Annotated in this window: 10 protein-coding genes; 6 read left to right on the forward strand and 4 right to left on the reverse strand. The window is 69.4% G+C overall.

The window, feature by feature from the left end; translation table 11 throughout:
* Complete coding sequence (locus tag EV279_RS01070; protein WP_133541100.1) at window positions 1-1,041, forward strand: LacI family DNA-binding transcriptional regulator; 1,041 nt, start codon at window positions 1-3, stop codon at window positions 1,039-1,041.
* Window positions 1,042-1,060: 19 nt separating this feature from the next.
* Here EV279_RS01070 and EV279_RS01075 read toward each other — a convergent pair whose 3' ends face one another.
* Complete coding sequence (locus EV279_RS01075; RefSeq protein WP_133541101.1) at window positions 1,061-2,092, reverse strand: LacI family DNA-binding transcriptional regulator; 1,032 nt, start codon at window positions 2,090-2,092, stop codon at window positions 1,061-1,063.
* Between the two features lie 268 nt (window positions 2,093-2,360).
* On the opposite strand from EV279_RS01075, the gene EV279_RS01080 reads away from it, so the two are divergent.
* The gene (locus tag EV279_RS01080) at window positions 2,361-3,905 is read left to right on the forward strand and encodes an alpha/beta hydrolase-fold protein (protein WP_208109443.1); all 1,545 of its coding nucleotides are present in this window, start codon (window positions 2,361-2,363) and stop codon (window positions 3,903-3,905) included.
* 51 nt (window positions 3,906-3,956) lie between these two features.
* Here the strand turns inward: EV279_RS01080 and EV279_RS01085 are convergent, their stop codons facing one another.
* The gene (locus EV279_RS01085; protein ID WP_133541102.1) at window positions 3,957-4,913 is read right to left on the reverse strand and encodes a phytanoyl-CoA dioxygenase family protein; all 957 of its coding nucleotides are present in this window, start codon (window positions 4,911-4,913) and stop codon (window positions 3,957-3,959) included.
* A gap of 162 nt (window positions 4,914-5,075) precedes the next feature.
* Here EV279_RS01085 and EV279_RS01090 point away from each other — a divergent pair, with 162 nt between their 5' ends.
* The 3 genes from EV279_RS01090 to EV279_RS01100 all read left to right on the forward strand — a co-directional run bounded on the left by EV279_RS01090 (window position 5,076) and on the right by EV279_RS01100 (window position 10,259).
* Window positions 5,076-5,858, forward strand: a complete 783-nt coding sequence (locus EV279_RS01090; protein ID WP_133541103.1) for a helix-turn-helix domain-containing protein — start codon at window positions 5,076-5,078, stop codon at window positions 5,856-5,858.
* A gap of 54 nt (window positions 5,859-5,912) precedes the next feature.
* Window positions 5,913-6,245, forward strand: coding sequence for a hypothetical protein (locus EV279_RS01095; protein ID WP_133541104.1), 333 nt, complete (start codon window positions 5,913-5,915; stop codon window positions 6,243-6,245).
* Between the two features lie 117 nt (window positions 6,246-6,362).
* Window positions 6,363-10,259 carry a S8 family serine peptidase gene (locus tag EV279_RS01100; RefSeq protein WP_133541105.1) on the forward strand — a complete coding sequence of 1,299 codons (3,897 nt, stop codon included), beginning with the start codon at window positions 6,363-6,365 and terminating at the stop codon, window positions 10,257-10,259.
* Between the two features lie 86 nt (window positions 10,260-10,345).
* Here EV279_RS01100 and EV279_RS01105 read toward each other — a convergent pair whose 3' ends face one another.
* Window positions 10,346-10,645 carry a hypothetical protein gene (locus EV279_RS01105; protein ID WP_208109444.1) on the reverse strand — a complete coding sequence of 100 codons (300 nt, stop codon included), beginning with the start codon at window positions 10,643-10,645 and terminating at the stop codon, window positions 10,346-10,348.
* Between the two features lie 58 nt (window positions 10,646-10,703).
* Window positions 10,704-11,411, reverse strand: coding sequence for a hypothetical protein (locus EV279_RS01110; protein WP_133541107.1), 708 nt, complete (start codon window positions 11,409-11,411; stop codon window positions 10,704-10,706).
* 117 nt (window positions 11,412-11,528) lie between these two features.
* On the opposite strand from EV279_RS01110, the gene ppk2 reads away from it, so the two are divergent.
* On the forward strand, window positions 11,529-12,356 hold the full coding sequence (gene ppk2 / locus EV279_RS01115; protein ID WP_133541108.1) for a polyphosphate kinase 2: 828 nt from the start codon (window positions 11,529-11,531) through the stop codon (window positions 12,354-12,356).
* Window positions 12,357-12,553 lie beyond the last annotated feature (197 nt).

Here is a 12,553-nt window from a genome sequence, read left to right on the forward strand (position 1 = left end):
ATGGGACCGACGATGCACGACGTCGCGCGGGTCGCCGGCGTGTCGATCAAGACGGTGTCGAACGTCATCAACGACTACCCGCACGTGCGACCCGGCACACGGGATCGGGTCAACGAGGCGATCGTGCAGCTCGACTACCGTCCGAACCTGTCCGCGCGCGGTCTGCGATCCGGTCGTACGGGTGTCATCGGCCTTGCGGTGCCGTCCCTGCGCGAGAACTACTTCGCCGAGCTCGCGGACGCCGTCATCCGCGCCGCCGAGAAGCGAGGCCTGGGCGTGATGGTCGAGCAGACGAGCGGACAGCGCGATGCCGAGCTGCGCGCGGTGTCGACGAGCAGGCCGCGGTTCCTCGACGGGCTGCTCTTCAGCCCGGTGAGCCTCGGACAGGCCGACGCCGAGGCCCTCACCGTCGACGGACCCCTCGTTCTTCTCGGCGAGCGCATCTTCGACGGGCCCACCGACCACGTCACGATGCACAACATGTCGTCGGCGCAGGCCGCCGTCGAGCATCTCCTCGAGATCGGCCGTCGCCGCATCGCGCTGATCGGCGCCGATCTGCAGGGAGGCGACGAGCCGAACTCGGCGAACCTCCGCCTGCGCGGGTACCTCCGAGCGCTCGAGGCCGCCGGCATCGAGCTCAATCCGACGCTGGTTCGGCCGACGGCGATGTCGCAGTGGAACCGCGCGGGCGGTGCCGCCGCAACCCATCGGATGATCGCGGAGGGCGTCGACTTCGACGCCGTCTTCGCGCTGAACGACACCCTCGGCCTGGGTGTGCTCCGCGCCCTCGGCGAGGAAGGACGCAGAGTCCCCGACGACGTCGCCGTGATCGGGTTCGACAACATCGACGAGAGCAGCTACTCGGTGCCGTCGATGTCGACGGTCGACACAGGACGCGACGAGATCGCCGCGATCGCCGTGGACCGCCTGATCGAGCGGATCAACGAGAAGGGCGAGCGCCGCCCGCCCGAGACCTTCAAGCCGGACTTCCGGATCGTGCGGCGCGAGTCGACCGGGTTCGCCAGCGCCGACCCGGAGTAGGCCGCAGGCGGCCGCCGCCTCACCCCGTGGGCAGCGCGAACGGGATCGACGAGGCGCGCACGATCAGCTCGGGGAGAACGCGCTGCCGGGACTCCACCGTCCGGCCGGCCAAGACGTCGAAGACGGTGCCGAGCGCGAGTCGGCCGACCTCGTCGAAGTCCTGCCGCACCGTCGTCAGCGGAGGGATGAGGTGCCGCGACTCCGGCGCGTCGTCGTATCCGACGATCGCGATGTCCTCGGGCACGCGGAGGCCCCGCGTGGTCAGGCCGTGCAGGAGTCCGAGCGCCATCTGGTCGTTGGAGGCGAAGATCGCCGTGACGTCGTCGATGATGGGATGCCTCGCCCCCACCTCGAACCCGGAATCCGAGGTCCAGTCCCCGATCAGCATGTGCGGGGGAAGGCCGCGGGCATCCATCTCCCTGCGCCACGCGCGCTCGCGCGCACTCGCGTCGATCCAGTCGAGCGGACCCGCGAGATGGAGCAGCGAGCGATGCCCGAGCGCGGTGAGATGCTCCGCGACGAGCGAGGCCCCATGGCCCTGGTCGACGGCGACCGTCGTCAGCGACGGATCGCCTTCGACGTCGCCGATCACGATCGTGGGAGCGTCCAGCGGCGGAGCAGTCACCGCCAGCAGCGACGACATGCGCGGCGCGATCAGGCACACGGCATCCACGCCGTGTCCGGTGAGATCGGCCAGACCCTCGCGGGCGCTTCCCTCCTCCCACCCGCTCAGCGAGAAGGTGGCGACGGTGTATCCAGCAGATCTCGCGGCTCGCTCGATCGCGAGGAGCGTGTTCTTCGGCCCGTAGTGATCGGCGGCGTCGACCATGACGCCGATGCTCCGGGAATGCCGGCTGGCCAGGGCCCGGGCCACGGAGCTCGGCTGATACCCGAGCTCCGCGATGACCTCCCGCACGTGCCGGCGAGTCGACTCCCTGATGTTGGGGTGGTCGTTGATCACCCTCGAGACCGTCATATGCGACACGCCCGCGCGGTGGGCGACGTCGTAGATGCTCGGCCTGCCGCGGGACGAGGTGGCATCACGGGCCATGGGCATTCCTATCGGTCGGGGACCACGGCGACTGCGCGCGTCGGGATCGCGGAAGCGATGCTACTTTACAACGTAGTAATCGCATGACTAGCCTCATCTCGGGAAGGCGGCATGAACCGCTCGCGCGTCGATCGCGGGCGGCGGTCAGCCGTGCGCGCAGCGAATTACAACGTCGTAAATTTCTCCTTTACAACGTCGTAAACCGTCACTAGCCTGGCGACGTCGAGCGGCGTTGGGGCGCTCGGCGGCTATTCAAGGAGGAACAGTGATGAGAGCTCTGCACTCGCGGACGACGCACGACGCGACGGAGGGCGGCGGGCGACGGCGCCGCGTGAAAGCCATGGCAGCGCTGGGGCTCGCTGCCGCGATCGTCCTGACGACCGCTCCGCTGGCCGCACAGGCGGACGAGAGCCTGACGCCGGGCCCGACGGTCATCGCCGATCCGTCGTCGCCGACCGGGTACACGGGCCACTTCGTGTACTACAACCCCACCGCGACGAGCGTGCGCTTCGTCGCCGACATCCTCCTGCGCAACTGGGCCGACCCGAGCGACACGAAGGTCTACCAGCCGCAGGAGTACAAGCCGGGCCTGATGCGCGGAGGTGGCGGGTACGACGTCCAGATGACCAACGCCGGTGGCGGCTACTGGGTGACCGACGTGCCTCTCGCCGCCGGAGCCAACCAGTACTGGTTCTACGTCAACAACAACACCAACCTCTGGGTCGCCGATCCTGCGAACTCACCGATCTACGCTCCCGACGGCCTCACGGGCAACGCCCGCCGCGCCTTCAACAAGGTGTTCGTGCCCTACGACGAGGCGAAGCAGAACTTCGCACCGCTCGCGGCGCGCCAGATCGAGCTTCCTCGCGAGGACTCGGCCAAGGGCGAGTGGACGTACGTCCAGGTCCCGGGTCTGCCCCCGCTCGGCGGCACCATCCCGCGGACCATCGGCGTCTACCTCCCGCCGGACTACGACCCGGACCGTGCCGAGCCGTACAAGACGATCTACATGCAGCACGGTGGCGGTCAGGACCAGTCCGACTGGATGAACATGGGCAACGTGCCGGTCATCATGGACAACCTCATCCAGGACGGCACCACCGAGCCCGCGGTCGTTATCACGACGAACACGAACTCCCTCGGTGCGGCAGGCCAGGGCTACCCCAACCTGCGCAACGTCGTGATCCCATTCGTCGAGACGAACTACAACGTCTCGACCGACGCGATCGACCGGGCGTTCGCCGGTCTGTCGGCCGGTTCGTTCGTGACGCAGAATCTGATCAACTTCGACGCGGATGCCTTCGGGTACTACGGCCCGTGGAGCGGTGGCGTGAGCGTCCGTGCCACGACTCCCAACCTCGCCGCCCCGTACATCCACTTCGGCGGGGGCGCGTGGGACTTCGGCCTCCCGAACCCGGCGCAGGTCGCCGCTCTCGACGAGGTCGGGTTCATCGAGAACACGGTCGTCGCCGGTGCGCACGACTTCAATGCGTGGAACCAGCTGTTCACGGTCTTCGCGCGTGACTACCTCTGGCAGCCGGAGGCGTTCCTGAAGGATGAGATCGACACGCTCAAGGCAGGCGTGGCCGCGGCGAAGCTCAACCCGGGCAACACCAACGCCCTCACGGTCAAGCTCGACCAGGCACTCAAACTCGTCGCGAAGGACGACAGCGCGGGTGCCCTCGAGGTGATGAACGGCTTCGTCACCCAGGTGAGCGCGTTCCAGTCCGCCGGCAAGCTGACCGCCGAGCAGGCGGCACCGCTGACGGAGACGGCGAAGAAGATCCTCTTCAACGTCGGGTACTGGCAGTAGATCACCCCGAGGACGCGGGCCGTCGGCGGACGTCTCCGCCGGCGGCCCGCGTCACATGGTGACGCTGCCGGCGCTGCACCACGAGCCCGGCGTGTGCACGCCGTGGGCGACTTTCAGCTCGGCCTCGACGTCGTCACTGAGGATCGGCCGCAGCGCGGGGGCGATGTTCCACCGGAAGCCCTCGTCGCCGGGATGGTGCCGGCGCCACTCGTCGATGCCCAGTGAGACCAGACGCAGCCGCTGCTCGATGAAGGACGCATCCCAGGGGCCTTCTTCGAGAATCTGCTGCGCGGGACGGAACTCGTAGTAGATCGTGCGGCGCAGCTTGTTCGCAATCGTCGCCTCCGAGCCGTGCACGAGCATCACGTCGTGCACGAGCACGTCGCCGGGATTCAGCTCGGTCTGGACGACGCCGGGCGCGTCCCACCCGTACCTCTCCTGGAGGTCGCACACATCGACGATGTGCTTCTGTGAGCCCGGGGCGACCCGCAGCGAACCCGCCCCCTTCCGGCTCTCGTCGAGATACACGTCGACGTTGAAGATCCGGTGATTGCGCGGGTGCACGGCATCCTGATGCCAGTCGATCGGCGCGCCGTCGCCGGTGTTCTTGAACACGAGGGACTCGTACGTCGGCACGAAGTCGGCTCCGGCGAGGCTCTCGGCGATGCCGAGCATCTCGGGGCTTCCGAGCAGTTCGAGCGAGGCCGACTCGCCCTTGTTGTGCAGGTAGTTCACGCGGTACAGCACACGCCCCGACGGGCGGCTCGCCCAGTTGTAGTCGCCGTCGTCGGCGCCTCCTTCGCCGCGGGCCTGGCCGTCGGCGATCCAGCGCTCGGATGCTCTCTGCAGGCGTTCGAGAAGCGCGGGCCGGATGCGGTCGCGCAGGATGACGTAGCCGTGCTCGTCGAAGTGGGCGACCTCGTCCGGGGTCAGACGGTGGTCACGCGAGGGGATCGCAGCGGCGTCCGGCAGGCCGGCGGAGGCGAGGGAGGAAGTGGGGAGGGTCATCGGTCGTCCTTTCCTCCAGCCACGCTAGGGATAGAGTTCTCGGCATCGTTCCGCGAAGAGATCGAGAGATTCCGCATTTCCACCACGCTTCCCGTGCCGCCGGAGCCGCAGCAGCGCGGGACCTCGTTCGGCTTCACCGCATGGCGCGGCCAGACCTCCGCCATGACGGCCCCTCACGCCCACAACGACATCGAGGTCAACTTCTGCGCGGCGCCGGTCACGTACGAATCGGCAGGAGGCTCATACACCGTGCCGGGTGGCGTCCCCGCCGCCTTCTGGGGCTCGCGACCTCATCAGCTCGTCGACATCTCCGAGAGCGAGCCGCACGCCTTCGTCACGATCCCGCTGGCGCGATTCATGTCGTGGGCCGTTCCGGCCCCCGCCACGAGACGGCTCCTCCAGGGCTTCATCCTGGTCGGGCCCGACGACGAGCCGTGGGAGGGACTCCCCTCCGCGTTCGATCGGTGGGCGCGCGACCTCTTCGAGCGGAGGGAGGTCCCGATGCGGGCGACGGCGCTCGAGGTCGAGGCGCTGCTGCTGCGGATGATCCTCGGAGAATGGGCCGCAACGACGACCGACCGCGCGCGATCCACGCTCGACCTGCAGCGCGCCGCTGCGATGGCGACCTACCTCGCCGAGAACCTCACCACGGATGTGCGCGTGAAGGATGTCGCGACCGCCGTGCATCTGAGCCCCAACCGCGCTGCGGCGATCTTCCGGCGGATCTTCGGCATCGGCATCCTCCGCTATCTCGCACAGCTGCGCGTCTCCGAGGCGCAGCGCCTGCTGCTCACCTCCGACCTCACGTCGGAAGCGGTCGGCGCGCGGGCCGGCTTCGGCTCGGCGAGCTCGTTCCACGAGACGTTCCTCGGCGAATGCGGCACCTCTCCGCTGCGCTGGCGCGAGGCGCACCGCAACCCGGCGGGCCCGGCCCCGGTCGGGTGAGGACACCGGTCCGATGCCCTTCCGTCCGCCATGGACCCCCGCCAGACTTGCGGCATGTCGGACGCTCCCGCGGACTCGGAAGGCTCGGGCGCAGCGAGGGATGTCGCGGCGGACCACCTGTCCGCCTTCCTCGCCCCGCGCCAGGGACGGTGGTGGGCCAGGGCGCTCCGCTCCGTCGCCACGATCGCCGTCGGCCTTCTGACCTTCGACCTGGAGGCCGGACCCTCGGCGACGGACCTCGTCGTCATCCGGCGCGATACCGGGCGACCGGTGATCCGCCGGTCGGCGGGCACGCTCCGTGAGGCCGGCGAGCTCCTCACCCGCGCCCGGGAGGAGCTCGCCTCGTCGACGGTGGAGGAGTTCCTCACCCGCTGGCGCGAGAGGTGAACCCGGAGGTGCACAGCGGCTCGCCCGCTGATGTATCACCGGGGCCGGTGCGCGCCTCTCCCGTGATGCCGAGCCGTGGGCTCGGCGACATCGAGCCGGAACAGAGGGGGCACAGAGATGTCCGAACGCTATGTCATCACCCATCGAGCCGACGCCACAGGCGCCGAGGCGGCGAGGCCGGACGTCGCGGCAGACGGGGTGTCGGTCGTCAGTCCGCTCGACCGGGGCTTCGTCGTCGACGCCGACGAGGGTCAGGTCGAGCGGCTGGAGAAGGAGGGATGGCGCGTCAAGGCGGTGCGAGATCCGCACACGATCCGCATGTTCAGCTACGAGATCGACACGGCAGGGGGCGATCCGCCGCCGACGCCGCCGGGCTTCGAGCAGGTGGAGGGCGACGGGGTGAATCACCTGGTCCAGCTCGTCGGCCCCGTCCAGGAGTCGTGGCTGGCCATCCTCGCCGAGCGCGGCATCCGCGTGATCGAAGCGGTCAGCCCGCACGCGTACTTCGTCCGCGCCGACGCCGGGACGATCGCTTCCGCGCAGGCGCTGCCGTTCGTGGAGTGGACCGGTCCGCTCGCACCGGCGTACAAGGTCAATCCCGAGCTGCTGGCGGGGGATCCCGAGGCCGGCACCGACAGAGGACTCGGGCCCATCGAGGCCGTCGACATCGGCGTGCTGGCGGAGGGGAACGTCGACGAGATCGCCGAACTGGTCCTCTCCCTGGGGGGAACCGTCGTGGAGGTCGCGCCGGAGTCCCCCGACGTGTTCCGAAGCGTCCGCGCGCAGCTGCCCACCGAGGCGCTGCCGGAGATCGCGGCGCGTGACGACGTTCGCTGGATCGACGCCGTGCACGCACCCGTCGTCGAGGACGAGCGCAGCTCGCAGATCGTCTACGAGGACCTCAACGGCACGGCCGCGCCGAACACCCTGCCCAACACCGGCTATGCGGCCAATCTGGCCGCTCTGGGCGTCGACGGCACCGGTGTCACGATCGCCGTGTGCGACACCGGCATCGACACGAACGACACGACGACGATGCACGACGACCTCGCCGGGAGGGTGGCGTTCCTCGTCGACTCGGCCGGAGCGGCCGTGGTCGGCGCCGACACCGATGGGCATGGCACGCACGTCGCAGGCATCGCCGCCGGGGACGGCGACTCCGGGGATACCGACCCGCAAGGGTTCCTTCTCGGCATGGGGGTGGCACCCGGGGCCGACGTGGGGCTCGTCGAGCTGGGGGGCACCGTGGCGGCGCGCATCCGGCGGTCGGCGCTGGAGGGCGGCGACGTCATGAACAACTCGTGGGCGATGAACGGGGCGACCTACTCCGCCGACGACCGCACCGTCGACCTCGGCGTCCGCGATGCCGACGCGACATCGACGGACCAGACACCGCTCGTGATCGTGTTCTCCGCGGGGAACAGCGGATCGGGCGCGGGCACGGTGACGAAGAATCCCAAGAACGCGATCCTCGTCGGCAACTCCCTCAACGCCCGTCCGGGGGAGATGACCGCGAACGACGACATCCGGGGCCTCGCCTCCACGTCGTCGCGCGGCCCCGCCGCCGACGGCCGGATGCTCCCGACGGTGGTCGCGCCAGGCACCGACATCATCTCGACCTACAGCCCCGTGGGCTTTCGCAGCGGTCCGTACACCGACACGGGCGGCACCCTGCACGCGGTGCACGCGCCGATGTCGGGAACCTCGATGGCCTCGCCCCACGTCGCGGGCAACGCCGCGCTGCTCATCGACTGGTGGCGGCAGACGCGCAACGGGAAGACGCCGAGTCCCGCGCTCATCAAGGCGCTGCTCGCCTCGACCACGGAGTCGGTCGCGGGCGGCACCGACGGTGCGGGAGGCACGATCGCGGCCGGCCCGAACAACAACGTCGGCTGGGGCCGCGTCTCCGTCGAGAACGCGCTCCTCCAGGCGCCTGCGTCCGACCGTGGGCCGAAGATCTTCGTCGATCAGCGGCAGGCGTTCACGGCGACGGGTCAGGAGTACACGATCCGGGTCGCGGCCGCCGACGGCGCCCGGCCCCTGCGGGTCGCGCTGTCATGGTCGGACGCCGCGGGCGCGGTCGGAGCGAATCCCGCGCTCGTCAACGACCTCGACCTCGAGGTGCGCCACGTCGACACGGGCCAGCTCTTCCGCGGGAACGTGTTCTCCGGGGCGTTCTCCACCACCGGAGGAACGGCGGACGACCTGAACAACACCGAGGGCGTCGTCATCCAGACCCCGGCCGGCGTCTACGAGGTCACCGTCGTCGCGGCCAGCATCGCGGCATCCGCTCGCACCGACATCGCGGGCACGTGGCAGGACTTCGCGCTCGTGATCGACAACGCCGAGGTGCCCTCGGCGGATCCCGTGAGCGTCGTCACGGTGCTCGACCGGTCGGGCTCGATGCAGGTGTTCGGCTACGTCGACATCACGCGGCAGACTTCCCGCCAGTTCATCGACCTGATGGGGGTCGACGATTCCGTCGGCGTCGTCAGCTTCGGCGACTCGGGCGACGAGGAGTACCCCGGGACGGGTGCGCCGCAGCTGATCACGGGTCAGGCGACGAGGGATGCCGCGACCGCGGCGGTCGACGGCATCGGGTTCGGCGGCTGCACCTTCATGGGTGCGGGCATCCAGGAGGCCGGGAGCATGCTCTCGGGCGCCGGGACGCGACGGGCCATGGTGCTGCTGTCGGACGGCTACGACAACAAGGGCTGCGACGAGGGAAACCCGGCCAAGCCCTGGGCGCTCGACGCGGCCGCGGCGCTGCCGGCGGACCTGCCGATCTACAGCGCGGCGATGGGCCCGGCATCCGACCAGACCCTCCTCGCGCAGCTGGCCGACGACACCGGGGGCAGGTACTACTTCATGCCCACGATCGATGACCTCTTCGAGATCTACAACTACGTCCGCGGTCAGGTCACGGGCGACGGCGTGATCGTCAACGAGTCGTCGATGGCCTCGGTGTCGCAGGTGTCGGGCTGGGTCGACGGCTGCGCCGACTCGGTGCTGTTCACCGTCGCGTGGCATGACACCTCGCTGCGCTACGTTCCGCGCGAGCCGAAGGGGCCGGGCGAGATCGGCGTGCGACTGCGCTCGCCGGGCGGCAGGTGGCTGCCGCGGTCGTCGACCGAGTTCGTGCGCAACGCTCGGGACGGCTACGTCAGCTTCACGATCCAGGATCCGCAGCCGGGGCAGTGGACCGTCGAGGTGGCGACCGACCGCCGGCAGCACACGCCGTACACGGTCGGGGGTTTCGTGCGCTCGCCGCTCAAGCTCCAGCTCGCCGTGCCCACCCTCGTCGGGCTCGGGGACGTCATCGGGGTCAAGGCCACGGTGGCGGATCGTCGCGGCGGCATCGACGGGGTGCGCGTGCGCGCGACCGTCGCCGCACCGGATGTGTCCACGGCCGACCTCCTCGACAAGCATCGCGGGCGCCTCTCGCGGATCAAGCTGCCCGACGACTTCCTCGCCGACGGCAAGCCCGACAAGGCACGCGCCCGCCTCGCCCAGCTGGTGCTGCTGCGGGACCGGCTCTTCGCCGACACGGGCGAGGACATCCTCGCGCCCCGCATCGACGACCTCGCGCTCGGCGCGGCCACGCTCCGTTCCCCGCGTCTGACCGGGTTCGGGCGAGGATCGACGGGCGGGGGTCTGGTCGAGGGCGCGGCCGTCGTCGCGGGAGGCGGCGGAATCGGCGGCATCGTGGCCGGCGGCGTCACCGGCGGCGTCACCGGCGGCGGCGGTGCGGCCGGCACGACGAGCGGGGGCTCCAGCACGGGCGGGACGACCACCGGCGCGACGATCGCGGTCAATCCGAACCGCGTCGCCGTGATCGACCCGCGGCTCATCCTGCGTCCGAAGCTGGTGGGGGTCTCCGCAGGTCGCTATGAGCGCACCAAGATCCCGGGCAGCTACTCGTTCACCATCACGGCGACGGGCTTCAGCCCGACCTGCAGCACGCGCTTCGTCCGCAAGGACTTCGCGAGCGTCGTGGTGGTCGAGAAGAGCTGACCCGGCGGGCCGGCAGCGGCGGCATCCGATGAACGACCACCGGATGCCGCCGCTCGTGCGCGCGGACCGGGTTCACGGTGTCGCGGCTACTCGCTGCGGCCCACCTCGAGATCGAGGCGGCCGATCGTGAAGTAGAGCGGCGAGGGGAACGGCGGGCGCCGGCCACGGCGCACAGCCTGAACCGCCAGGCGATGCCATGCACGCTCGGCAGGGGCGCCGGCGAAGAAGACGCTCAGGGTGCGGTGGGCGGCGTCGCTCCAGACCGCGGTCGGCGCGCACATCCCCTGGCCGTCCATCCGTACCCGGCGTCCTCCGCCGCGAAGATCCTCACCGGGTCCGACCAGTCCGGCCGCGGATCGCTCGCGGCGGAGGCGCGGCTGATCCACACGCCCTGCGGCGGATTGTCCGCCCGTCCCTCGAGGTCCGAGTCGCGCGTGATGACCATCAGCGCTCCTTCGTCATCGGCGACGACGACGCTGTCGTAGAAGCCGTCGTCGTGCCGAACCACTCGACGGGTGCCGTCCAGTCGTCGCGACCGTTCGGACTCGTCGTGTACATGATCCGGAACCGGGTCGGGTCCTCCGATCCTGGGCGGGAAGCGGGAAGCGTCAGGAATCGCATGTGCCATCGGCCGCTGTGGTACTCGACCTTCGGCTCGAGGATGCTGTCGAGCCCGGGACCGTGCAGTGCGAGCGGTTGATCGATGCTGCGCCACGGTTCTCCCGGCCGACGCTCGAGATACCCGATGCGGTATGGGAGCCGCCTGTTGAGCACGGTCTCCGAGGCGCGACCGGCGTGGTAGATGCGCTCGACCGTATGCGCGTCTGCGACGCCGCGCACGAAGCACACCGAGTGCATGCAGCGGTTCCACGACCGCCTCCTCGGCTGGTCGATGACGGGTCGAATCCGCCGGGCCGACAGGACGGCGGAAGGGCTGGGACGCCACTCGTCGCTCGTCACCGGCGCGCCCGGAGGCAGTTCGAACGAGTAGATGTTCGTCCGGAACGTCGGCGCCATCCCGCCGATGAACATCGTCCACCGATCCCCCACCAGCGCGACGCTCGGGTCGCTGAATCCCAGCACGTTGCGAGCGAAGGGGTAGCCGTCGCGCATGTCGAACAGCTTCGTGCAGTTCCGGACGCGAACCCGCATGCGCCGACTCTACTTGCGCGGCCGGAGTCGGTAGGGTGGCGACGTCAGTGACGACCGAGGGTCTGCGTGCTCATCGCGAGATCGTCGCCGCCGACGCGGTGCTCACGAAGGGGTGCGATGGCGAAGAAGGTCAGCAGCAAGACGACGGTGAAGCGGGTCCCCAAGGGGCCGTACAAGGCGGAGCTGAAGCGCTTGCAGGTCGAGCTGGTGGAGATGCAGCGGTGGGTGGCGAAGAACGACGCCCGTGTCCTGGTGATCTTCGAAGGCCGTGATGCCGCCGGCAAGGGCGGAGCGATCAAACGGGTCACCGAGTACCTGAGCCCCCGGCATGTGCGCGTCGTCGCGCTCACGAAGCCGACCAAGCGCGAGCGCGGCCAGTGGTACTTCCAGCGGTACATCGAGCATCTCCCGAGCAAGGGCGAGCTCGTGCTGATGGACCGGTCCTGGTACAACCGCGCGGGGGTCGAGCGGGTCATGGGGTACTGCTCGGAGGAGGAGTACCAGAGGTTCCTGCGGCAGGCGCCGCTCGTGGAGCAGCATCTGATCGAGGACGGCATCATCCTGATCAAGTACTGGTTCTCGGTCTCGGATGACGAGCAGCAGGCGCGCTTCGCGGCGCGGCTGGAGGATCCGATGAAGCTCTGGAAGCTGTCTCCGACCGACCTGGAATCGATCCGCCGGTGGGAGGACTACTCACGCGCGAAGGATGCCATGTTCGCCGCGACGGATACCCCCGGTTCCCCGTGGTGGGTCGTCGAGAGCGACGACAAACGCAGCGCGCGACTCAATTCGATCAGCCACCTGCTCGACAGCATCCCCTATCGTCACCTGGACCGGCCGAAGATCACGATCCCGGACCGGCCGAAGGCCGACGACTATGAGCGGCCTCCCATCGAGCAGTTCCACTACGTGCCCGACATCGCCGCTGACCTCGGCAAGAAGTAGTCGGCGACCCCCGCACACCATCCGGTGATGCGCCGCGCCCGCCGTCTCTACAACGTTGCAATTTTCTCTTGACGCCGACGCGCCCGAAAGACACGATGGGCGTGCACGGGAATTTACGACGTTGTAATCCGAGAGGAAATCGATGTTGATGTGGACAGAGCGAGGACGGGGCATGCAGACGCGCTCCCGTCGAATAC

The sequence above is a fragment of the Microbacterium sp. BK668 genome, from assembly GCF_004362195.1.
In the GTDB taxonomy this organism is placed as follows: Bacteria; Actinomycetota; Actinomycetes; order Actinomycetales; family Microbacteriaceae; genus Microbacterium.